This is a genomic window from Acetobacter vaccinii, assembly GCF_008365315.1.
In the GTDB taxonomy this organism is placed as follows: domain Bacteria; phylum Pseudomonadota; class Alphaproteobacteria; order Acetobacterales; family Acetobacteraceae; genus Acetobacter; species Acetobacter vaccinii.
This window is the reverse complement of record NZ_CP043507.1, coordinates 46,059-66,280: the sequence shown is the minus strand read 5'-3', so window position 1 is coordinate 66,280 and position 20,222 is coordinate 46,059. Positions and strand designations below refer to the sequence as shown.

Here is a 20,222-nt window from a genome sequence, read left to right as displayed (position 1 = left end):
ACGGGGCTTGTACCGGAGCACGCCTGCGGGCAGGATACGTCTGATGAGACGACAGACAAGACCACAAGGAGAGGCCATGCGGGGTCGGGTGACCATGATGGTGCTGGTGCTGGGCACGGTTCTGGGCGCTGGACCTGCCCTGGCGCAGGACAGCTGTCCCGAGTTCGGGGCGGAGGATCAGCTGCCGGTTCTGCTCAACCCGAAGCTGGCCCCGCGCACGGTCCTGCTGTGCAACCGGGGTTATGCGGTTCTTCACTCCGGGCTGGCGCACGAACCACTCTGGGCGGCAGAATATCTGACCCGGCAGGATGTGGAGGCGGCGAAGCGCATTGGCCGCAGCACCAATAATTTCCATGAGGAAACCCGCCTCCCGGCCGGGGATGGGGCACGGCTGGCTGACTACAGGGGGTCTGGCTATGACCGGGGACATCAGGTGCCCAGTGGGGATGCGAGCAGTCTGGAGGCCCAGGAGGAGACATTCAGTCTGAGCAATATCGTGCCACAGACCCCCCGGTTGAACCAGGGCATCTGGGCCGGGGTGGAAATGGGTGTGCGCGCTCTCGCCCGGCGGGATGGGGCGCTCTATGTGGTGACAGGACCATTGTTCGAGGGGCAGATTCAGGCAATCGGGCAGGAAGTGCTGGTGCCGTCCGCGAGCTGGAAGGCGGTCTATGACCCCGAACGCAACGGGGCAGGGGCGTATGTCTGCACCAATACGCAGGCACCGTCCTGTAAGCAGATGAGTGTGGCGGCCCTTGAGGCCCGGATCGGGATTGATCCGTTTCCGGGGATTGCCCAGAGTGTGAAAGACCGGGCCATGCCTTTGCCTGAAGCCATGGCCAGCCCTTACGGGGAGCGGGGCCGGAGTGAAGACCAGATGGAGGCACGGCTTTTACGCCAGTTGCAGAAAACGCTCATCCGTGAGGGATGGAAGGTACTGCGCCATGTGATGGAGAACGCCCAGTGAACCGACCCACAGCCGAGGTTTTTGTGCCCTTTGGGGAGGGCGCGCAGAGTGTCAGTCTGGATGGTCTGACCCTTGAGAATGCGGACGATCATGTCAGCCTGTATGGCCGTCTGGAGATCCGGGAGGATCAGGTGGGTCTTGAGGCGGCCCGCCTGTTGAAAGCACAGATGGAGGCAATCATTGCCGTGCTGGAAGCCCGCAGTGATCTGCCTCCCGTGGTCTCAGAGGGGTTTAAGACCCATCCGGTGAGAAACCCGTTCGGGTAGGATCATAACCGGCGGCGCGGACGTGAGCAGGCTGAGTGAGCGATTGCCTGCCTGTTCGTAAAGCAGATAGGCAGCAGTCGCTATCATGCGGGATACTTAGGTTAAACCCTGTTTAGAAACTCATCCTGGATTTTAGTGACGATCGTCTGAGTGTCAGTCATTTCCTCATTGCCTCGATCGCTGGTGCTAAAATCACACAGAATATAAATGCTATAGCCATCAAGAAGAAAAACCCGACGAGAAGAAGACTGCCCATCTTTGCCCACGCCATCAGCATAGCGAATGCCGACATACTACCAGCGATAGAAGATCGTATTGCTACATCGGTCGTCAAAAATCGACGGACTTGTGTGGTCGTTTTCGTGTCAGTCATTCCATTATCCCTAACGTCTGACAGAGCCATTCTGCACTAAATTTCCCTGCAACCTGCCCTGCGTGGAAGGCTTTCGGGACACCGAAAATGACGGTTGCGATCATTGCGGCGATCAGGACAAAGTGATTGCCTAGGAATCTCCATGCAATTGCGGTCGTTTGCTTGTCGATCATTGGTTTTACGGCTCCTTTCTCATGTTTCTGGCGCGCCGGTAGATGGCTTGCCGTGTCACCCCATAAGTTGCCGCAACATCGGCTGATTTCTCCCCGGCCTGTATCCGCGCCATAGCTTCGACCACCTGCTCATCGGACAACACGGCCTTGCGGCCTCCGGTTTTGCCCCTCGCCCGCGCCGCAGCGAGACCGTTGACCGTCCGCTCCACAATCAACTCGCGTTCCCATTGCGCCATCGCGGCAATAATCGAGAAAATCAGCCTCCCCGTGGCCGTCCGTGTGTCGAGGTTCATTGATAAAATCTTCAAGTCAACACCTTTGTCGTGCAGGGCCTTGACCGTCTGTACTACCTCAACGAGGTCTCTGCCGAGCCGGTCTATTGCCGTGACAACGAGAATATCGCCGTCACGCAACTCCTTCCAGCAGTGTTCCCAGCCGGGACGATGCATATTCTTCCCGCTGGCCTTATCCTGAAAGATCGCAGCCGGTTCGACGCCAAACTCGGTCAGCCGGTCGATCTGGCTGCGATTGTTCTGGTCGCTCGTGCTCACGCGGGCATATCCGATTAGCGTACGATGGATAGGCTCCTGTGGACAATCGGACAATTTCAAAACCCTGTTCGGTAAGACACTTTTTTATATCGCGGCAGATATTTTCTTGTCAACTTGGTTTACAGGTCAGGAGCTGTAACCTATGATGACAACATACGCAACGGAGAGTGACCATGCTGAACATCAGCCTGTCCGACGATCAGACCGCTACAATATCCGGCACGCTGGAAACGGCGCAGGTTGTGAGCCAGATGCAGTTACTTTGATCACCCATATTTAGAGTGGTTGATTGCGGCGATTGCTACATGGTTTTGAAAAATCACATCGTTTAGCAGCAGCACAATTTAGGATGATCCCAACACTAGAAATCTACGACTAAGAGGACATGATCGAGATCGTTTCTTTTGATTGGTAAGACCATGCAATTAGTGTGAAACGGTCTACCTTGCTGCCGAAGTGGCGAGAGAAATTTTCAGTCCTACTCAAGACTGAGATAATTTGCGTTTGTTTAGAGATGATGCCGGGCCGACCCATTTTCCCCGAGTTTCATAGTTCATACTATAAAGGAACCGCCGTTATGATAGAATATTATTATAAATTTCTTCTTTGTCTTAGTGCTTTAACCATGTGCTGCTTCCTCATGCTCATGATTGTTTTTGTGCTTGGCCACAACAATCATGGACTGAAAGAAAAACAAGAAGCACTGAATGAAAAACAACAAGCATGGCAGAGTTTTTCTGTAGCGCATCACTGTAAAGTTATAGCATATAAGGAAGGCTATAGTAGTGTTGGCGCCACTAGCGGTGTAGGCTTAACGACAAGTGGTCATCTGGCGGCTATGTCTGGAAGCACTGACACCAAGACGCCATCTCAAACGGCCTATTCGTGTGATAATGGCGTAACTTACTGGCGTAATAATGAGTAACCCACGAATGCAAGACCCTCGAATACTGCTGTGAACGAAGCGCTGTTTCCGAATTGTGACCTGCCGTGTTGGATGCGCATAACAAGAATGAAGGCGCCAACGTTGGCCTCCTGCCCGGCCGGGAAAAGGTCATCCAGTTTGTCTGAGCCAAGTGTGAGTATGACACGGACTTGATCGCTGACCAATGGACCATCACCGAGAATAAGCGGGCTTATCTTGTCCTAACTGTAACTGGCACCTAAACCCCCGAAGAAAAGATAAGATATTGAGAAAACTGTTTGTAAAAATATTCAGTTCGGCAGGAGCTCTCGTGGCAATATTTTCGGGTGGGCTTTGGTGGCTTTCTGCGCAGAATGCAAACCTCGCCATGGATCGCCCCACGAGCCACCTTGTTGGGGCTCTCAATCACCTTTCCGGTCATTTTAATAGCTACGCGGCGATCTTGTCGTCTCTATCGGCGCTCTGCGTAGCTGTCGCGGTATTCATTGATGATTAGGCCGCACTGACCTCCAAACGCCGGGATAGGAAACCTGTGGCCGTATTCGTCTGTATCTACCGCGATACGCGCCGGAGAAATGAATGCGTGTGGCTGACGCTGGCCATATTCCTGGTGGCAGGGTATCAGGTTCGTCTGTCCGCGCTGAGACCAAGATACCTGATAGATTGTAAATGAACAGACTATCAGCAAGACCATAGCGGTCGTCTGTGCAAGTGTTGCAACCAGTTAATCAGAGGAGTTTACTAATGAACTATTTTTCTATTCTGCGAGGAACATCTCAGGAAGTGAAGATAGCTATTCAACGTGGGGTGCCGTCGGACGTCATCGTCAGATATGATGCAACCAAACCATGTTATGTAACGATAAGGTCGATCTGCAACGGTTCCCTGAAAAAAACTGTAGCAGAATTCATGCTAAATGGCCTCCTCCCGCTCACAAAAATACTTGACACAAAAATATAAAGGATAGGCCACAGACTTGTGCAGCGCGTGTGCCAAGTCCTGATAATCTAACCCTCAGGATGTGTTCATAGCGGGCTTCGTTGCTTCTGTTGGAAGCGTTCGAGATTTCTATGATCACGTCCTAGCAGACAGTCGGGTTGGTTACCTGCCGCTGGCTATCTGGGATAAGTTTTCAGGATAAGTAGCGTCATCCCGCGTCGGACGATGTAGCGCATTTTATTGTGGTGGCGGTGGATCGGGACCCGCAGAAGACATTTTCCGTGCATGTGCTCCTACAGTTACGTGAGACGGGCTGGTGCGGCCTTGCATGATGCCGATCGACGGCACGAATATTTATGGCAACGCTTCGAAATACCGTTCCATCCGTTTTAATCGTACAGAAGAACTGCACGAGAATTTGACCACCGCCATCGCAATCCTGATAGAATGTGCGGAGACGGCGGATACAACCGATACAGATCATCAGGTGTTGCCGGAGGAACCGGCCCGAGCTGGATGAAGCCTGTACATGGCTGGAAGCGAAGGCCCGGAAGTTGATCGAGGCCGCCCGGCCCGAATGCGAACGTTAGAAATCAGCCCTTGATACAAAGCGGGGACGACGCAGCCGTGAGCCTGTGCGCTGACGCCAGACGCCTTCGGCGCGCTACGCGGCTCCCGCTCTGCGCTCGCTCTGTCGTGGGGACGGCCCTTGTGCCGGGACAGGGCCTTTCTGCTCAGGACGGGAGAGGGTGCAGGGTCTTCCTTGTGCGTCAATGCAATATTCGTTCTGTGCGGTGCAATAAATATCGTGTTTTTATTGCTATAAATACAAAGTTTTTCTTTGATGTATTGGCGGTCTGTGCTACAAGTAAAGACAGAAGACATGGGTATGACTTGAAGTATTCAGGAGACACCACCATGGCCTACCAGCGTTTCGAACTGACAGAGCAGGATCGCCAGACCATTCTGGGGGGCGTGTCCTGTGCCAGCCTTCTCGAAGATCACGGGTTTCTCCTGGTGAAGGAGAAAAGCACCCGCAACAGCCTGAAGTATCGCAAGGACAATACTCACATCATCATCACCCATCAGGGCAAGGGCTGGTGGAACCCCCAGGCGTCACGCGGCACCCCTGAAGGCAGTGGTGATGCGTTTACCCTGCTGCGGTTTCTGAAGCCCGACCTGAGGTGGTTTGAAGTCTGCCAGACACTGGGGCGTTACGTGGGTGTGGAACCGGCAGGGGCTGAGTTCGTCAAGGAGCGTGCCCCGCGTGACGACATGCGCAGTCCGGCTGAACGCTGGGCCGAGAAGAAGCCGCTTTATCGCAATGGCAAGGTGTGGACGTATCTGACGCAGGAACGGTGCCTGCCCGACTGGATCGTGCGCCGGGCCATGTCCACGGGGTGCGTGCGAGACGGGTATCATGCCGCCTGGTTTGCCCATACGGATGCCCAGGGGCAGGTCTGCGGGGTCGAACTGCGTGGCCCGGAGACACATATCTGCCTGGGAGGCAGCACCAAGACCCTGTTCCGTTTCCAGCCCGGCAGTGAACGGACTGTGCGCAGGCTGGTGGTATGTGAAGCCGCCATTGACGCGCTGTCCTGCGCTGCTCTGGACGGCCGACGTGGGCTGGACGCGCTCTACGTGTCCACAGCCGGGGGGATGGGTCCGGAAACGCTGGCCGCCCTGAAAAGCACACTGGCCGCCCTCAGCCAGGTGCCCGGTGCGGTGCTGGAGATCGGCACTGATGATGACGAGGGTGGCGATGGTTTCGCTGACATCCTCTACGACCTCGCCGATGAGGCCGGGGTGGCGGTTCTGCGCCGCCTGCCTCCCGATCGGGCAAAAGATTTCAACCAGACACTCAAGAACATGGCCGCACAGGCCGCCTGAAAGGATTCACCCATGACGACAGCATCACCAACCCCGACCCCGCATGAGGATGACCAGGCCCGCCGCAAACGGGCGGAGTATGAAATGTCCCTGCTCACCAACGCGGGAGAAGCTCTAGAAGCGCTGATCGAGAGTTTCCTGTCCCACCCCGATTACGGGATCTGGCAGAACCGCACCCCCGCGCTTGGCTATACCCTGCCCTGGACCTCGGTCAGCTACCGGCAGGGGGCTGAGTATCATGCGGCTCTGGTCGTCGGGGGCGCTCATGATGGCCGTAACTGGAATCTAAAGGGCACGCTGATGCTGTTTGCCCCGGACAGGCCCGCAGGGGAGATGTTCTTCACCCTTGATGGGGCGACCACCGCCATGCGGATCAGCTGCTTCTGCCCGGGCCTGGGTGAGGGACGGCCTGATGCCCGCGAACTCCTGCGCGAACTGAGCCATCTGACGGGGCTCTGGGCTCGTAATCCTGCCCTGGTGGCGCATTGGGCGCGTTTTGCGGCGGTCCGGGGTGAAGAGGCTTTCCCGGATACGTTTGTGTCCCTGAACTTCAGGGGTGACGTCCAGCGGGGTCTGGTGGTTGACGGTACACTGGACGAGGACGGAGCCTGGGATTTCTCCACCGTGATCACCCTCCTGCGCACTGACGGTCGTCTGGTGGACCTCGATGCCGGCCAGGCCAGCCATATCGAGATGCTGGTGGAGGGGGACAGGGCCGATGAGCTTAGCCGCCGACACTGACATTACCGGGCTGACGGCCGTGCAACAGGCCGCAGCCCGACAGGACGGGGCGGTCGTGGTTCTGGCGGGTGCTGGTACGGGCAAGACCCGGACACTGGTCGCCGGTGTCGTTGACCGGATACGACGTCGAGGTCTTCCCCCATCCCGTATCCTGGCGGTGACGTTTACGAACCGTGCCGCGGACGAAATGCGTGTCCGGATTGCCCAGGCTCTGGGTGCGGAGCAGACCCCGTCGTGGATCGGCACCTTCCACGGTCATGGCAGGCGCCAGCTGCGGCAGGATCCCGAGATCGCAGGGTTGCGTGCAGGTTTCGACATCTGTGACGCCGAGGACAGTCGGCGTATCATCAAACGCCTGTTGGGCGAGGCCATGCAGGCAGGCGCGCTGGAGGCGGGTGGGGGCGACGAACTGCGCAAACGCATCAAGGGGATTACAACCCGGATTGCGTTGTTCAAGGACGATCTGGTGCTGCCCGAACAGGCCATGGGCGTGGTGCAGACATTTGTGGCGCGCTACGGGCAGGCAGATGCCGAGGATCAGAGCCTGTGGCAGATGGCCGCCGCCCTCTACGCACCGTATCAGGCGGTTCTGCGCGAAACCAACCGTGCGGATTTCGGTGACCTGCTGTTCTACCCGACAGTGGCCATGATGCGCGATGAGGCCTACCGTCGTGACTGGGCCGCCCGGTTCGATGCCCTGCTGGCCGATGAATTCCAGGATGTGAACCGTCTGCAGTTCCTGTGGCTCAAACTCCTCAGCCGTGACCACGGCCAGATCCTGTCTGTTGGCGATGACGCGCAGAGCATTTACTCCTGGCGTGGGGCGCATGTGGGCTTCATCCGCCATTTCAGTCGGGAGTTTCCCGGTGCGCGGCTGATTGCCCTGGAAGAGAATTTCCGTTCCACGGGGCATATTCTGGCGGCTGCGAATGCGGTGATAGCGCGTGATCCCGAACGTCTGGAGAAAACCCTGTTTACCCGTGCCGGCGCTGGGGAGCCTGTCGAGGTGGTGGCCTTTACCGGGGCGCAGGATGAGGCTCAGGGCATTGCTCTTGAGATCGGTCGTCGCCTTCTGGCGGGCGTGCCTCCCCAGGAGATCGCCATTCTCTATCGCTACAATTTTCTCTCCCGCCAGCTTGAAGAACAGCTGCTCCGCCTGAAAATCCCCTACGAACTGGTCAACGATACCGGCTTCTGGCAACGGGCGTGCATTCGTGACGCACTGGCCCTGCTGCGCCTGGCGGAAAGCCCGGATGATCCGCAGAGTGATGAGGCGTTCCGGCGTGTTATCAATGTTCCTGCCCGGGGCGTTGGTGCGAAGACGCTCGCGAAAATCGAAGCCCTGGCACAGGCGCGGGCCCTGTCCCTGTTTGCCGCGGCCGAGGATCTGTACATACAGGCGACCGGGCAGGTGGCTCAGGGGGTGCGGGCGTTCCTGATGCTGATCCGCCGGGAAGGGCTGGGGGGTGAGCCGAGCCTGGGGGCGCGGCTGCGGGGGCTTGGCGAACGTTCAGGCTACCTGCCGATGTTGCGCCTGGCTGCAGAGGACGGCAGCACCGGCCTTGAGAACCTTGAAGAACTGTACGGTCTGGCCGATGGCTTCAGTACGGTGGAAGACCTTATGGACCATGCGGCCCTGGGCTCCGCCCCGGCCGGTGATCAGGAGGTCGGGCGGGTCAGGCTGATGACCATCCATGCCGCCAAGGGGCTGGAATATGCCCATGTCTTTCTGATGGGCTGGGAGGAGACGCTTTTCCCCGCACCGGGGACAGCCAATCCGGAAGAAGAACGCCGTTTGGCCTATGTCGCGCTGACGCGCGGACGGCGCAGGGTGAGTATTACCTGGTGTCGCTGGCGTAACGGGCGGGCCAGTGGTGTGTCCGGTTTTGTGGAGGATATTCCCCCGGCCAGCCTGCACAGGGGCTGGCGGCGCAGCCCGCTACCCCAGTTGTAGCCACGGGTCCAGGAGCCAGTCTGACGGGGTAGGTCGGTCCGCGCTCACAACGGGCGACCCAATACTGGCTCCATGACCAGAGATCAAATGTGTTCCGAGGGATGGCGTGGTGATCCCCGCCCGCCCTCACTGTCCCTGGCAGTGCTGGCCCGTGTGGCTGGTGCTGCTCTTGACGGCCATGGCAATCGTGTCGCCGCCATGGCCTGCGTGCTGCTGGCGGCCTGTCTTCCGCGCCGCCCTCCTGATCCAGACCTGGACGCGGGTGCGCGCCTGCATGACGTGGGCAAGCTGCTGACACCGTCGGCCATCCTGCATGCGCCCCGACGGCTGGCGCCGTCAGAGTGGTGGATCATGCAGCGGCATGTGCTCGACGGGGCAGCCCTGGTCCATCGTCTGGTCCCTCAGGCCTCTCCCGTTATTCTCCAGTGTGTGCTGCTCCATCACGAACGCTGGGACGGCACAGGCTATCCCAATGGCCTGCGGCGCGAGGCCATTCCGGTTGCTGCCCGCCAGGTGGCCGTGGCCGATTTTGTCGATGCCCTGCTCAGCCCACGTTCCTACAAACCCGCCCTGTCCCCTCATACGGTGCGCGACATGCTGGCCCGGCAACGGGGGCTGATGTTCGATCCCGCCCTCGTGGATCTGGCCCTCGCCCATTACCCCGCCCTGATGCAGGCGCGGGCTTCTGTCCAGGCTCACAACAGCCCCCCGTACACTCGCTGCCATTGTGACGAGCAAGGAGACGGCTGATGCCACCTCGTAAACCCCCCGCGGCCCGCAAGACACCCAGGCCGCCGCTGTATACACGCATGACGGCCGCTGCCCGGGCTGTCGCCCGGCATACCATCCGCACGCATATCCGTGAGTGTCTGCAGCGCGGCCCGCATGCGGTTCTCGAACTCAGGCGCGGGATCGCCCAGCCCATGCTCGGGGCCTTCCACGTGATGCTCGAAGAGATGGTGCGTGCGGGCGAGATCGCCTCCATTGGCCATGGCGTCTATGTCCAGGTGCCCTGGATGCCCCAGACCGTGCCAGTGGAGGCGTCCCCTCTGGCCGATCTGGTTCTGGCGACCCTGGCGGATACGACCCGGCCCGGCCATACGGTTGCGCAGCTGGCCCAGGCGCTGGCCCTGACGCATGCGCAGGTGCAGGCGGCCCTGGCCAGCCTGGAGACGATGGGTCTGATCGAGCCGGGCCGGGGGGCGGGTCAGTATCGTCCGGCCAGCCCGCGCATGGCCGCGCATATCCGTCGGGGGGCGCGCGAGCGGGTGTTCGCCGATGTCGCGGGTCACGACACGCCTGTTCTGGATGGTGAGGTCGGCGATGAGTGACTGGATCACGTTTCCTGACGGGACACGCGGGCGGCTGTCCTGGGATGGCGAGGCCCGGATGGCGGCCCGCTGGCAGGCTCTTCTGCAGGCGTGCCATGGGCAGGACATGCGCCCGCATTGCGACTGCCGCTGGCAGGGAGACCCTGTGCCCCTAGTCGTGCGGCGGCGGGTGCGGCAGCAGGATGGCCGACCGGTCGAGGCGTTCCATCTGGCGCGTTTCCCGGGGCAGGGCGACTGGCATGCTCCGGGGTGCCCGTTCCATGACCCGGACCCGGCCCGTAGTGGTCGTGGCGGGTATGAGGCCGGTGTCATCGAGGAGCAGGCGGATGGTCGCCTGCGTGTCAGCCTTGACCAGTCGCTCCGGATCATGCCCCGCGCACAGGGCGAGGTCACACCCAGGGCCGGACGAGAGGCGGGGGCTGCCGGGCAGGGCGGGGGTGGACAAAGCCAGATGAGCAGTCTGGGTCTGGTGCATCTGCTGTGGGAACGTGCGGGGCTGAACAGCTGGTCTCCGGCGGTGGGACGGCGGCGTCTGTGGTGGACGGGGGTGCGTCAGGCCCTGGAGGGTGCGGCCTCGGCCATCCTGCCTGCCCGTGGGGTCTGCCTGGCCGATCGTCTGGCGATGCTCGGTTACGGCGATGAGGATGGTCCGGCCCTGCTGCGCGAGACCGCGCGGGGCTGCGGGCAGGACTGGCGGATCATGCTTCTGGGAGTGCTGGATGGGATCGATCTCCGCCAGGGACCAGGAGGCCGGTTCACCTCTGTCCGTTTTGATGGCGCACAGGCCTATGACCTGCGGGTGACGGGGGATGCCGCCCTGCATGAGCGTCTGGCACGGCGCTTCCCGATGGCGATGCGCGCACTCGGCCTTGCGCGCGCACAGCGCCGGATCAGGGTGGTCGGACTGGCGATTGCCAGTGTCCGGGTGGGGCGCGATGGCGAGCGTGTGACGGTCGGGTGCCGTGTTGCGGACATGGTTCTTATGGAAGTGATGCCCGTGACCCTGATCCCCGTGGCCAGCAGCCACGAACTGGCGGTGGCCACGCGGCTTGTGGCGCAGGGCCGCAGCTTTATCAAACCCCTGCGTTTTGATGCCACGCGTGACGTCGTCCATCCCGACTTTGTGCTGACCGATACGGGTGATGCCCGAGGCACCCCCATGGAGGTGTTTGGCCGAGACGACGAGGCCTACGCCGCCCGCCGGGCGCAGAAATGCGCCTACTACACTGCAGTCTATGGGCAGGAGCACTGGTGGAGCTGGAACGCCGTGGCCCAGCCGGATCTGATCCCCGACTTCCCGGCCAGTGTCGGGGGGCCACCGCATGGCTGAGAGGGCAGTTATCCACCAAAATGGTGGACAGGGCTGTGGAGAACTCAGGGGTGAGAGGCGGGATAACGGGGAGCAGATGCAAAGCCCCGGCCTGCTGCTGGTCTCGTGCCGTCAGACGATTGGCTGGACCCTCATGCAGATGGAGCGGCGGTCGGGCATCCCCCGGAGCGAGTTCCGGCGCTGGGAGCGGGGGCAGGCGGCCATGCCCGTCGAAGTCCGGGCCTGGCTGTGCGCGCTCAGGGCGCTGCACCGCCAGTATGCCTCGCCCCTGAGTGCCTCCGTGCGGATGGGTGGGAACCGCCAGCCCATGGGCCCCCGGGAGGTGGCCCGCGCCTGCCTTGTCATCGGCTGGTCCGAGCGCGTGCTGGCTGAGCGCATGGGAGAGCATCGGACCCACCTGAGACGGCTGATGGAGCGTGGTGAACGCCTCACGCCGCGCCGGTCGCGCTGGCTGGATCATCTTGAAGACGGACACCTGACCTGGTCGCGGCCCTGAGGCCCGACCGTATCTCCAGAGGAGCAGACATGATGGCTGATGGCACATTCTACAGACCCGGCGAGGCCGGACATGAGACGGAACACGAGGACAGCCAGACACAGGTGGGCGGGATCGCGGCCGACAGGCTGCGCAGCATCATCGAACGTGTTGAACGGCTGGAAGAAGAGCGCAAGGCACTCAGCGGCGACATCAGGGATATTTTCACGGAAGCGAAGTCGGCAGGATTTGATGTGAAGGTGATCCGCCAGATCATCCGGCTGCGCAGGCAGGAACCGGCCGAGGTCGAGGAGCAGGAAACCCTGCTGGATATCTATCGCCGTGCCCTGGGCATGTGAGGGTGAAGGGGGAGCAGACCATGAGCAGACATCATGTTCGGGAACTCGGAACCCGGCTGGGGGATGCGGACTGGCGGGTTGAACTGACCCGTGGGGGGCACCTGCGCTGGCGGCACCGGAGTGGCGCTTTTGTGTTTGGAGCCTCCACGCCAGGGGACTGGCGGGCGGGGCGCAATCTCAGGGCGCAGATGCGCCGGGTGGAACGCAGGGCTGCCAGGGGCGGGATGAAAGGCGGTTCAGCCTTCTAAAAAAAGCCAGGGGTTGAGCAGCGGGACACCGGTGAACCGGAAATCGTCACTATTACGCGTCACAACTGTCATCCCGTGGACCAGGGCGGTGGCGGCGATCAGTGTGTCGCGCTCTGCCCTGGGGTCAGGGACATGTAACCGGGCGCAGCGCAGGGCAACGGCTGTATCCACGGGCAGGATACGGTCCCTGAACGCCGGCATGACGTGGTGATCCATCCAGTGCCTGAGCATCTCTCCCTGCCGGGCATCCCTGCGTTCGACACGCAGGATGCCGACTTCAAGCTCCATGACCGTGATAGCGCAGAGATAGAGGCTGCCAGCGGCAACACTATCAGCCCAGTGGGCAACGGCCGGGTCTGCTTTCCCGGAGCGGACCTTGCGCAGTTCCGAGACAACATTCGTGTCGAGGACGAGCATCAGGAGAAATCGGCCGGGCGCAGGCCCAGGGTGAGGGGGGCTGGATCAAACTCCACGTCTTCGATCCCGGGCATGGCCAGGGCATCGGCAATCCTGTCCGGCTGACCCGTGAGTTTTCTGTATTCTTCAATCGTAAGCAGGACATGCGCCGGTTTGCCTCTGTCCGTGATGAAGACAGGTCCATCCAGCGAGGCTCTTTTGGCCCGGCCCGTATCCTGGTTGAATTCCCGGCTAGAAACTGTGGTGATCGTCATGGCCTGATCCTCCCATTTGTAGATACGTTACTACAAATGGAACTGACAGGCCAGATAATCCAGACTGATGTCAGCGACACATAAGGCAGAAAGCAAAAAAACAGAAAAGCGGAGCGACGCACAGCACCCGTGGGAGGCCGAAACGCCAGTCTGGGGGTGCCGTCGTGCATTGCAACCTGGCAAGCCAGGACTTCCGCTGCGCTCCGTGCTGCGCATGCAATGCCCGCCTCCATGCACCCCCTGACGGTCGTTATCGGCCACCCCCGGGTGGCAGCACGGTCCGAAAAGGAAAACAGGACATGGCACAGAGACAGGCGCAGGCAAAAACGAACCGACAGGATATTTACACCGAAGTCACTGAGCGGATCATTGCCGAAGTGGAAAGCGGTCGCCTGCCGTGGACCCGGCCCTGGAGCACGACCACAGGTGCTTCAGGACTGCCGGTCAATGCCACGACCAATGCGCGCTACAGCGGGATCAACGTGCTGCTGCTCTGGCTTGCGGCTTCTGCCCATGGCTACACGCAGTCCCGCTGGCTCACATACCGGCAGGCGGCCGCAGTGGGTGGTCAGGTCCGTCGTGGTGAGAAAGGGGTGAGCCTTGTCTATGCCAGCACCTATGTGCCGCAGGCTGAGCAGGAACGGGCTGACGCCAGTGGGGAAGAGGCGTTTGGCATTGCCTTCCTCAAACGGTTTACGGTTTTCAATGTGGCGCAGATTGACGGGCTGCCCGAGGCGGTCTGTGGGCTTGCGCCAGTCGATCCCCCTCATGCGACCAATGCTGCCCTGGACGCTTTTGTGCAGGCAACAGGTGTTGAGATGCGTTTTGGCGGGAACGAGGCCTATTACCATCCCCGCTTCGATTATATCCAGTGTCCGCCTCCTGCCGCCTTTTCCAGCCCGGAGGCCATGTTCGGGGTTCAGGCACACGAGCTGGCGCATTGGACGGGCGCAGAACACCGGCTTAACCGCACTTTTGGAAAGCGCTTTGGAGATTCTGCTTACCAGATGGAAGAGCTCGTAGCCGAGATTTCAGCCGCCCAGCTCTGCGCGGTGATGGGCATTGCCCCCAGCCTGCGGCATGCTGCTTACATCCAGTCGTGGCTCGCCCTTATGAAGGCAGACCGGCGGGCGATCTTTACCGCCGCCTCGCAGGCTTCGACCGCAGTGGATTATCTCCAGAAATGTGCGGGCCATCAAGAGCGGGACGACAGCCTTCAGACGCCTGATCTGGCTCTTGCCGCCTGAGGGCGCGAGAGTTTCCACACAAGCGCCAGACCTGCGGGAACGAGAGCGATCACCCGCAGGATCTGTTCGCTCAGGTGCAGCCCCTGCATCCCATGGTCCAGCAGCCACGCCCCGTCATGATGATCGAGCCAGTAGAGGGCGGGGAGTGTCCACGCACTGCGTTGCAGCATGGCGTGGACCAACAGGTCGCCCAGAAGCAGGCAAAGCCCACTGAGAATTGCCAGCGCGGTGCAGTAAGCGACACAGCCATACAGGCCGATCCAGACAAGGCGGCGGGCGTACTGTCGGGTACGGGCGAGGGGCATGCAGGTCTCCATCCAGAAAAAATACAGTCCAGCCTATCGCGGGGTGTTGTGGGCGTACGCGCAGCAGCAGCCTGAAGGAGCACTCATGATGACGATAGTCCGCAAAATTCCGGCTCCCGTGCTGACGCCACTGTGGCGCGGCCGTGCCAGCCTCATGCCCGCCCCGGTGCAGGCCCGTGGTGCGGATGGGGCGCTGATCAGCGTCTCCATCGCCCCTGAAGACCTCAATGACAGTGCGCGCGAGCGTTTGCTCGATGAGATCCTGCGTGTGATGCCTGTTCCGGCCCGCTGTGCCATGGCCCGGGGGTTCTGGCGCTCCCGCTTCAGGCCACTGGTTGAAGCGGCCTATCCGGGCAGTCTGGCTGACTGTGCCCAGTGTGATGCGCCAGCGCCCCCTCTGGAGGCTGTGGTCTGGCAGCTTGCTGATGATCCGCAGATCTATGGCGAGCATGCGGGGGCATGGATCGTGGTGGATGGCACGCTGGCCAACGAACTGACAGAGCCCGTGGCCAGTTACGAGGAGGCGCAGCGTCAGGCGGATGCGCTGAATGCGGCGGATGTTCATGCCGAGTGGTACCGCCACTGGTTCCTGCTGCGCTGGGAGGGGCTGGATGGGCCGGGTGAAAACTGGATCAGGGACGCAGCATGAGAGAGACCGAGATTACCCTGACGCTGCGCGTCACGGGTCCGGCCCGTGACCGGGCTGCGCTGCAAGCCCGTCTGCGGCGTGATGCGGCCCTTGGCCGGAGTTTTGCCGGGGCCATCGACAGCATGACGATGACCCGCGCGGTGTTCACGGTCGAGTTCGATCCTTTCAGGCTCCCGCAGCGGCATGCCTGTCTGCCGGTTCTGGCCCGGATGTGGCCCCGCCTGAGTTTTCTGGGCCAGCACTGTCTCAGTCCACCGTGGGGTGCGAGCGAGCGCGACTATGTTTTCTGGAGGGCGGGCCAGCGGGTCTGGAAGTGCGCCTGGCGACCTCTGTTCACATGGGTGGACTGGCGGCTGGCAGGCCATCTGCGGGCGAGGTCGCAGGTCTGCCTTTACGAGGCGTCGCCTGTGAGCAGGGCACTGGCCCATTGTCGGGGGCAGCGGACATGGGTGTGGCGCATTGCGGCGCAGGACCCTGAATGGGGGGCCTGGCGGTGTGTGCGCGATGCCACCGGGCAGACGAGACTGGCCATCGAGCCCCAGCGCAGGCTTGCGGTCATCATGCGGGGTTTCTCGCTGTGGCTGTGTTCCGGGGTTGAAGGTGATGGTGCTGTGGCGCGCTGTTCGCCAGTGCTCCGGTCTGATCTGGAGCAGGACTACCCGGAACTGGCGGATGTTCTGCGGGAGCAGGAGCCTGTGCCTTCTCCGCCGTCAGCGACCCTGCCTCTCGATCTGTGGGAGGATGTGGCTATTCCGTTCTGACGGCCAGACGCCTTCGGCGCGCTACGCGGCTCCCGCTCTGCGCTCGCTCTGCCGTGGGACCGACCTTGTGCCGGGACGGGGCCTTTGCTCATGAAGGGTGGAAGTAACGGCAAGTATAGTCTTCATGCAAGAAATAATTACTCGAAAAACAAAATAAAAAATGCCGCTTTTGGCAGTTTTCTGCCGGTTTTTGCTTGTCATGGGTGCGGGTTTGTACTATTCTTTATTTGTTGAGAGGGAATGAACCCAAACAACAGAGCGCCCCGGTCGGTGTAACGAGCACCAGACCGGGACTGCGCCAGAACTGAAAGAGGTAGTTTCATGTCCGACGTTAAAAACACCGTAAGCAAGGCCAGCTCTTCCCGCAAGGGTGACGCCGCCGGTTCCGTATCTCCTGCCCGCGCCCGCCAGTTCCATGAGACGGAACAGCGTATGAAGGCACTGTCTGCTCCCACGCTGGCAGATGTGCTGCGGCTGGCCCCCGATGATAGTCGCATGGCGAAAATCCGCACCGGGTTTGGCTTGGACGGCGGCGACCCGGACGAACTGACTGGGCAGGGTGACAGCCTCATTCGGGAACAATACGAAGCCCTGCGCCCCATTCTGGTTTCTCGCTACCGGGGCGAAGACGATTTCCGGGGCCTTAAGATGCACCTTGATCGCGTTGTCGATGCGGTGGTGCGGTCTGCCTATGGTGCCGCGAACTTTTTTGAATCCCGCCGTCAGATTGCCAAGGATGCAAAGGATGCGTGGAGGAACGAGCATCGCGATGAAGACCGCATGGGCGTTGACGGTGGCGAAAACCGTAGCGATGTGCTGGTGCGGATCGCCGCTGAACATGGCGCAAAGGCATACGCCCTTGCGTGCATCGCCAGCGGAGCTTGCGCCGCTTATGCGGAACTGATGGGCGAAGCGTGGGAACCCTACCAGCCCCGTGTTAACCGCCGTAGCCTGACACAGGAGGCTGCCGCCGCGCTTGATGATGCGATCGGCATCTAAACAGCAACCAGCCGGGCCGAAAGGCCCGGCAACCCTGTTCTTGGAGCATTTTGGATAATGTCAGTTTTCCCGGCCAAGCCTCCACAAAATGATGTACAGATAACAGAGCGGCTGAAGCTGGCGGCTTCAGCCTGTCAGAATCTTGCGCTCACACTGGTAGGGCTATCGCTTATCTCTCCATTTTTTGCGGCAGGGGGCTGGTCATGGCGTAAACTTCCCGCCGTCATGCTGGCTGCTATTTTGGAACGTGCAGCTTTTGAGTTTTTGAGCTATATTCCTGCTAAGGAAGCGTCAAAGGAGGACAAGCGATGACAAATGCTTTCCTGACTAATGCAGCCATGGTGCTCGGTGTGTTTGCTGTGACCTTCGCCGCGAGTGGGTGGGTTGCTCGGCGACTGTTGCCTGTTCAGCAGCCTCCTGAGAGTAAGAGATAGGTCTCAGCCGATTATCGTAGAAATCGGGCGGCGGGCATAAGCCCGCCGCAATGCGTTCCGGCCCTTATTCCTCATTCTGTTCTTTCCCTCCTGTCGGTAACAGAGGCGGGCAATCCTTCCTCCCGGCGGGCTGCCCACAACTCCACAGGCACCTCCCAAGGGCTGCGCGCCGCCTGACTCTTGGCGGTCGCGTCGCGCAGCCCTTGGGTCCCTCCTATGGATTTGTGGACAGCCATGACTTTGTGCCTGGTGCGCTCCATGTCACGACAGGGCGCAGGCTCTGGCCGGTCTTTTCCAGACAACCGACACGAGCCTTCCGGGGTGTACTCACCCCCCACCCGGTGCAGGGCAGACCGCCTGTTCAGCCACCTGCGAGCATAACGGGGCATGTGCCGTGATCCGGGGCCGATAGGATTCCAGTTCCAGAGGCAGCGCATTGCAGGTGCTACGCCATTCCCCACGGTTGGCATCATAGCGCCAGCCTGCCCGGTTCAGGGCAATTTTTGATGCTCCCGGTGGTTCATTATCCAGACGCAAGGCAAACAGCTGCTCGCAGGCTGTGCGCGCCGGTGCGGGCTGGCTGTGGGTGAAACAGGGTTTTTCAGGCATGTTTTTCTCTTGTTCTGTTGTGCCTTCGCCCACGAACGCGGCAGAGGCTTGAAAGTTGAGTCACTGCAAGTGTGCCTGTCCGTGTTGTGAGCCTGAGTGTGAGAGGGGATTATCTACGGGTGGCACTGGCAGGGTTCGGACGGCTATGCGTGGGCTCTCTGTTGCCCCGGCCAGCCACAGGTTATCCCCCGGAACGCCTGCGCTCTGGGGCGCGCTTATCCGGGGGATAACCTGCTCCGCGCAAAGCGCTCCGGCCCTGGCGGGCTGGATGGCCGGGACAACCCACTCCCCACGTGAAAGGCCGGGGGGCGTTACCCACACAAACCACAGATTATCCGCCGGAACGCCTGCGCTCTGGGGCGCGCTTATCCGGCGGATAATCTGCTCCGCGCAAAGCGCTCCGGCCCTGAAGGGCTGGATTGCATGGATAACGCGGGGACAGCTGCGACGCCCTATTTCTCCTGGTCCGTCTCCGTCCGCTCCGCTGTGTGATTGAACAGAGGATCAAGTGCACACCACGCCTGTCCCTGCTCATTGCGCAAAGTGTGTCCAAAACAGTAAACGCCACGCGAATACGCATGCCAGCCCGCGACGGCCGTCAGGCCAGACCCCAGCAGAACAAAAAACAGGATGCCCAGCGTCAGCTTCATGAAAAAGTGCCAGCGCGCCATGTAGTAGAACGCGCCTTCCTGAAGCGGCAGACGCTGGCGCAGCGCATCAAAGACCTCGCGCTTCAGATCCTTCATCACCGAGGCAACACTCTTGTCCACAATCTGCGCATACTGCTGATCCAGCCTGCCCTCATGCTCCTTGATCCGGTTTTCCGTCGAGAGATGCAGAGTACGGACTGCCTCAAGACTCTGCTTCAGCTGCACAGTCAGATCCTGCATGATCTGCTGACGGATATCGAGATCCTCGTTACGGGCCGCCAGGCTGCTATCGGCCACGGTGTTGGCCTCACGGGTTTCGCGCGAGACGGCAAGACAGAGCAGTGCCTGCGCATCCATGGCCCCCTTGAGGGTTCTGATCCAGAGGCCAAGCGGGGCGTGGCTATCAATCCCTTCCTGAAGCGCAATCTCCATGAGTTCCTGACCTGCCTCACGCAGCGCCGCGTAGGAGGATTCACTCTCAGGCCGAGGGAGGTTCCCCCCGCCTGAGACGGGGGGCGTGTTGAGGCCGCTCACGGCAGCCACGCTTCAATGCCTTCATTGGCAATGTTTTCACGGATCTTGCTGATCCAGTGTCCGACCTGCCAGCGCCGCATCGGGTCCAGGGGACGGCCTGAGGCCCCTGGCTTGCCGTCAGCTGCATCATGGAACGTCAGGCCGCTGGCGAGTACCTCATTCATACAGCTCAGCTTGGGAATGCGCAGGATGGCTGTTTCCATGCCGCTGACAGTGGTCAGACGCTGATCCATGCACAAAGGAGTAAAGAGCGTGTCGGGCTTGTGGCCGACCGGAATGCTCCAGTCGTTGAGAATGATGACGCCACGATGTGGCAGAAACAGCCCTGTTTTCCAAAGCTTGAGCAGATAGTCGATATCACCCGCCTGTGGCCCACACATGAACAGACCTGTTACCGGCAGACCCATGGCATCGGCTGCATCGACAAGGCTGTCTTCCGATGCCCATTCTTCAAGTGTCCGGTCACCACCGCCCACATCCATGACCAGTGACGCCTCATTCTGCAGGGCTGCGGCGAAGGCGTTCGTGTACCATTCCTTGAGATGAGCAATGTCTTCGCTGTCAGGGCGCGGAAACCCCCGTTTCCCATAAATCGCCTTGAACTGTGAAATACCCGGATTGCGGACATCACCATCGGCCATCAGCACCCTGCGCCCGTCATGCAGGGCAATTTCACTGAGGATTGCCAGAGCGGTTGTGCCACCCAGATTGCCACGCCCGGCTTTGACCAGGGCGCGGGGAGAGAGGTCTGGCGTCGTCGCCGCTGTGTCAGCGGGAACAGTTCCAGAGGTGTTCGTCTTGGCTGTCATTAAAAGTCCTTACACTCAAAACAGTCGCTCTG

Annotated in this window: 25 protein-coding genes and 1 pseudogene; 18 read left to right on the top strand and 8 right to left on the bottom strand. The window is 60.7% G+C overall.

Annotated features, from left to right (window positions below; genetic code table 11):
- The first annotated feature begins 43 nt into the window (after nt 1-43).
- Together FLP30_RS12995 and FLP30_RS12990 are read left to right on the top strand one after the other, a co-directional pair.
- The gene (locus FLP30_RS12995) at nt 44-967 is read left to right on the top strand and encodes a DNA/RNA non-specific endonuclease (protein ID WP_149280450.1); all 924 of its coding nucleotides are present in this window, start codon (nt 44-46) and stop codon (nt 965-967) included.
- Nucleotides 964-1,233 carry a hypothetical protein gene (locus FLP30_RS12990; protein ID WP_246856674.1) on the top strand — a complete coding sequence of 90 codons (270 nt, stop codon included), beginning with the start codon at nt 964-966 and terminating at the stop codon, nt 1,231-1,233. The genes FLP30_RS12995 and FLP30_RS12990 overlap by 4 nt, the downstream gene beginning before the upstream one ends.
- A gap of 369 nt (nt 1,234-1,602) precedes the next feature.
- Here the strand turns inward: FLP30_RS12990 and FLP30_RS14155 are convergent, their stop codons facing one another.
- Nucleotides 1,603-1,779 (bottom strand): hypothetical protein, encoded by a 177-nt coding sequence (locus FLP30_RS14155; RefSeq protein ID WP_168200136.1) that lies wholly within the window; start codon nt 1,777-1,779, stop codon nt 1,603-1,605.
- A gap of 5 nt (nt 1,780-1,784) precedes the next feature.
- Nucleotides 1,785-2,330, bottom strand: a complete 546-nt coding sequence (locus tag FLP30_RS12985; RefSeq protein WP_246856673.1) for a recombinase family protein — start codon at nt 2,328-2,330, stop codon at nt 1,785-1,787.
- A gap of 577 nt (nt 2,331-2,907) precedes the next feature.
- On the opposite strand from FLP30_RS12985, the gene FLP30_RS12980 reads away from it, so the two are divergent.
- From FLP30_RS12980 to FLP30_RS12930, 11 genes and pseudogenes are all read left to right on the top strand, one after another.
- Complete coding sequence (locus tag FLP30_RS12980; protein WP_149280448.1) at nt 2,908-3,255, top strand: hypothetical protein; 348 nt, start codon at nt 2,908-2,910, stop codon at nt 3,253-3,255.
- Between the two features lie 1,157 nt (nt 3,256-4,412).
- Nucleotides 4,413-4,687 (top strand): annotated as a pseudogene (locus FLP30_RS14305) (hypothetical protein); the annotation flags it as partial.
- A gap of 425 nt (nt 4,688-5,112) precedes the next feature.
- Nucleotides 5,113-6,084: a DUF3991 and TOPRIM domain-containing protein gene (locus FLP30_RS12970; protein ID WP_149280446.1), complete on the top strand. Its 972-nt coding sequence runs from the start codon at nt 5,113-5,115 to the stop codon at nt 6,082-6,084.
- A gap of 12 nt (nt 6,085-6,096) precedes the next feature.
- Complete coding sequence (locus FLP30_RS12965) at nt 6,097-6,825, top strand: hypothetical protein (RefSeq protein ID WP_149280445.1); 729 nt, start codon at nt 6,097-6,099, stop codon at nt 6,823-6,825.
- Nucleotides 6,803-8,779: an ATP-dependent helicase gene (locus FLP30_RS12960; protein ID WP_149280444.1), complete on the top strand. Its 1,977-nt coding sequence runs from the start codon at nt 6,803-6,805 to the stop codon at nt 8,777-8,779. Before FLP30_RS12965 ends, FLP30_RS12960 begins: the two co-directional genes overlap by 23 nt.
- Before the next feature lie 72 nt (nt 8,780-8,851).
- Nucleotides 8,852-9,529 (top strand): HD-GYP domain-containing protein, encoded by a 678-nt coding sequence (locus FLP30_RS12955; RefSeq protein WP_149280443.1) that lies wholly within the window; start codon nt 8,852-8,854, stop codon nt 9,527-9,529.
- Complete coding sequence (locus tag FLP30_RS12950; protein WP_149280442.1) at nt 9,529-10,110, top strand: MarR family transcriptional regulator; 582 nt, start codon at nt 9,529-9,531, stop codon at nt 10,108-10,110. The genes FLP30_RS12955 and FLP30_RS12950 overlap by 1 nt, the downstream gene beginning before the upstream one ends.
- On the top strand, nt 10,103-11,440 hold the full coding sequence (locus FLP30_RS12945; RefSeq protein ID WP_168200135.1) for a DUF1173 family protein: 1,338 nt from the start codon (nt 10,103-10,105) through the stop codon (nt 11,438-11,440). Before FLP30_RS12950 ends, FLP30_RS12945 begins: the two co-directional genes overlap by 8 nt.
- Entirely contained in the window at nt 11,433-11,936 is a 504-nt protein-coding gene (locus FLP30_RS12940; protein ID WP_149280440.1) for a transcriptional regulator, read from the top strand. Before FLP30_RS12945 ends, FLP30_RS12940 begins: the two co-directional genes overlap by 8 nt.
- 29 nt (nt 11,937-11,965) lie before the next feature.
- Nucleotides 11,966-12,274: a DUF2312 domain-containing protein gene (locus FLP30_RS12935; RefSeq protein ID WP_246856672.1), complete on the top strand. Its 309-nt coding sequence runs from the start codon at nt 11,966-11,968 to the stop codon at nt 12,272-12,274.
- 20 nt (nt 12,275-12,294) lie between these two features.
- Nucleotides 12,295-12,522, top strand: coding sequence for a hypothetical protein (locus tag FLP30_RS12930; protein ID WP_149280439.1), 228 nt, complete (start codon nt 12,295-12,297; stop codon nt 12,520-12,522).
- Here FLP30_RS12930 and FLP30_RS12925 read toward each other — a convergent pair.
- A complete protein-coding gene (locus FLP30_RS12925; RefSeq protein ID WP_149280438.1) occupies nt 12,511-12,939 on the bottom strand; it encodes a type II toxin-antitoxin system VapC family toxin in 429 nt (142 codons plus the stop codon). The two genes, FLP30_RS12930 and FLP30_RS12925, sit on opposite strands and share 12 nt — an antisense overlap.
- Nucleotides 12,939-13,193: a type II toxin-antitoxin system Phd/YefM family antitoxin gene (locus tag FLP30_RS12920; protein ID WP_149280437.1), complete on the bottom strand. Its 255-nt coding sequence runs from the start codon at nt 13,191-13,193 to the stop codon at nt 12,939-12,941. The genes FLP30_RS12925 and FLP30_RS12920 overlap by 1 nt, the downstream gene beginning before the upstream one ends.
- Before the next feature lie 299 nt (nt 13,194-13,492).
- Between FLP30_RS12920 and FLP30_RS12915 the strand changes: the two genes are divergently transcribed.
- Complete coding sequence (locus FLP30_RS12915) at nt 13,493-14,440, top strand: ArdC family protein (protein ID WP_149280436.1); 948 nt, start codon at nt 13,493-13,495, stop codon at nt 14,438-14,440.
- On the opposite strand, the gene FLP30_RS12910 is transcribed toward FLP30_RS12915, so the two are convergent.
- The gene (locus FLP30_RS12910) at nt 14,410-14,745 is read right to left on the bottom strand and encodes a hypothetical protein (protein WP_149280435.1); all 336 of its coding nucleotides are present in this window, start codon (nt 14,743-14,745) and stop codon (nt 14,410-14,412) included. The two genes, FLP30_RS12915 and FLP30_RS12910, sit on opposite strands and share 31 nt — an antisense overlap.
- A gap of 85 nt (nt 14,746-14,830) precedes the next feature.
- Between FLP30_RS12910 and FLP30_RS12905 the strand changes: the two genes are divergently transcribed.
- From FLP30_RS12905 to FLP30_RS12890, 4 genes are all read left to right on the top strand, one after another.
- Nucleotides 14,831-15,394, top strand: a complete 564-nt coding sequence (locus tag FLP30_RS12905) for a hypothetical protein (RefSeq protein WP_149280434.1) — start codon at nt 14,831-14,833, stop codon at nt 15,392-15,394.
- A complete protein-coding gene (locus FLP30_RS12900; protein ID WP_149280433.1) occupies nt 15,391-16,155 on the top strand; it encodes a hypothetical protein in 765 nt (254 codons plus the stop codon). The genes FLP30_RS12905 and FLP30_RS12900 overlap by 4 nt, the downstream gene beginning before the upstream one ends.
- A gap of 321 nt (nt 16,156-16,476) precedes the next feature.
- Nucleotides 16,477-17,154 (top strand): hypothetical protein, encoded by a 678-nt coding sequence (locus tag FLP30_RS12895; RefSeq protein ID WP_149280432.1) that lies wholly within the window; start codon nt 16,477-16,479, stop codon nt 17,152-17,154.
- Nucleotides 17,155-17,211: 57 nt separating this feature from the next.
- A complete protein-coding gene (locus FLP30_RS12890) occupies nt 17,212-17,466 on the top strand; it encodes a hypothetical protein (protein ID WP_149280431.1) in 255 nt (84 codons plus the stop codon).
- 449 nt (nt 17,467-17,915) lie between these two features.
- On the opposite strand, the gene FLP30_RS12885 is transcribed toward FLP30_RS12890, so the two are convergent.
- The 3 genes from FLP30_RS12885 to FLP30_RS12875 all read right to left on the bottom strand — a co-directional run bounded on the left by FLP30_RS12885 (nt 17,916) and on the right by FLP30_RS12875 (nt 20,190).
- The gene (locus tag FLP30_RS12885) at nt 17,916-18,197 is read right to left on the bottom strand and encodes a hypothetical protein (protein WP_149280430.1); all 282 of its coding nucleotides are present in this window, start codon (nt 18,195-18,197) and stop codon (nt 17,916-17,918) included.
- A 452-nt stretch (nt 18,198-18,649) separates the two neighbouring features.
- Nucleotides 18,650-19,390 carry a hypothetical protein gene (locus FLP30_RS12880; protein WP_149280429.1) on the bottom strand — a complete coding sequence of 247 codons (741 nt, stop codon included), beginning with the start codon at nt 19,388-19,390 and terminating at the stop codon, nt 18,650-18,652.
- Nucleotides 19,378-20,190: a hypothetical protein gene (locus tag FLP30_RS12875; protein ID WP_246856671.1), complete on the bottom strand. Its 813-nt coding sequence runs from the start codon at nt 20,188-20,190 to the stop codon at nt 19,378-19,380. Before FLP30_RS12875 ends, FLP30_RS12880 begins: the two co-directional genes overlap by 13 nt.
- Between the last annotated feature and the right edge of the window lie 32 nt (nt 20,191-20,222).

Excerpts from the sequence above, each read along its gene's own strand:
- FLP30_RS14155 (WP_168200136.1), bottom strand. The coding sequence starts at position 1,779 with ATGATCGACAAGCAAACGACCGCAATTGCATGGAGATTCCTAGGCAAT.
- FLP30_RS12900 (WP_149280433.1), top strand. The coding sequence starts at position 15,391 with ATGAGAGAGACCGAGATTACCCTGACGCTGCGCGTCACGGGTCCGGCC.
- FLP30_RS12895 (WP_149280432.1), top strand. The coding sequence starts at position 16,477 with ATGTCCGACGTTAAAAACACCGTAAGCAAGGCCAGCTCTTCCCGCAAG.
- FLP30_RS12940 (WP_149280440.1), top strand. The coding sequence starts at position 11,433 with ATGGCTGAGAGGGCAGTTATCCACCAAAATGGTGGACAGGGCTGTGGA.
- FLP30_RS12905 (WP_149280434.1), top strand. The coding sequence starts at position 14,831 with ATGATGACGATAGTCCGCAAAATTCCGGCTCCCGTGCTGACGCCACTG.
- FLP30_RS12875 (WP_246856671.1), bottom strand. The coding sequence starts at position 20,190 with ATGACAGCCAAGACGAACACCTCTGGAACTGTTCCCGCTGACACAGCG.
- FLP30_RS12920 (WP_149280437.1), bottom strand. The coding sequence starts at position 13,193 with ATGACGATCACCACAGTTTCTAGCCGGGAATTCAACCAGGATACGGGC.
- FLP30_RS12960 (WP_149280444.1), top strand. The coding sequence starts at position 6,803 with ATGAGCTTAGCCGCCGACACTGACATTACCGGGCTGACGGCCGTGCAA.
- FLP30_RS12965 (WP_149280445.1), top strand. The coding sequence starts at position 6,097 with ATGACGACAGCATCACCAACCCCGACCCCGCATGAGGATGACCAGGCC.
- FLP30_RS12955 (WP_149280443.1), top strand. The coding sequence starts at position 8,852 with ATGACCAGAGATCAAATGTGTTCCGAGGGATGGCGTGGTGATCCCCGC.
- FLP30_RS12995 (WP_149280450.1), top strand. The coding sequence starts at position 44 with ATGAGACGACAGACAAGACCACAAGGAGAGGCCATGCGGGGTCGGGTG.
- FLP30_RS12890 (WP_149280431.1), top strand. The coding sequence starts at position 17,212 with ATGTCAGTTTTCCCGGCCAAGCCTCCACAAAATGATGTACAGATAACA.
- FLP30_RS12915 (WP_149280436.1), top strand. The coding sequence starts at position 13,493 with ATGGCACAGAGACAGGCGCAGGCAAAAACGAACCGACAGGATATTTAC.
- FLP30_RS12950 (WP_149280442.1), top strand. The coding sequence starts at position 9,529 with ATGCCACCTCGTAAACCCCCCGCGGCCCGCAAGACACCCAGGCCGCCG.
- FLP30_RS12935 (WP_246856672.1), top strand. The coding sequence starts at position 11,966 with ATGATGGCTGATGGCACATTCTACAGACCCGGCGAGGCCGGACATGAG.
- FLP30_RS12925 (WP_149280438.1), bottom strand. The coding sequence starts at position 12,939 with ATGCTCGTCCTCGACACGAATGTTGTCTCGGAACTGCGCAAGGTCCGC.
- FLP30_RS12910 (WP_149280435.1), bottom strand. The coding sequence starts at position 14,745 with ATGCCCCTCGCCCGTACCCGACAGTACGCCCGCCGCCTTGTCTGGATC.
- FLP30_RS12930 (WP_149280439.1), top strand. The coding sequence starts at position 12,295 with ATGAGCAGACATCATGTTCGGGAACTCGGAACCCGGCTGGGGGATGCG.
- FLP30_RS12980 (WP_149280448.1), top strand. The coding sequence starts at position 2,908 with ATGATAGAATATTATTATAAATTTCTTCTTTGTCTTAGTGCTTTAACC.
- FLP30_RS12885 (WP_149280430.1), bottom strand. The coding sequence starts at position 18,197 with ATGCCTGAAAAACCCTGTTTCACCCACAGCCAGCCCGCACCGGCGCGC.
- FLP30_RS12970 (WP_149280446.1), top strand. The coding sequence starts at position 5,113 with ATGGCCTACCAGCGTTTCGAACTGACAGAGCAGGATCGCCAGACCATT.
- FLP30_RS12945 (WP_168200135.1), top strand. The coding sequence starts at position 10,103 with ATGAGTGACTGGATCACGTTTCCTGACGGGACACGCGGGCGGCTGTCC.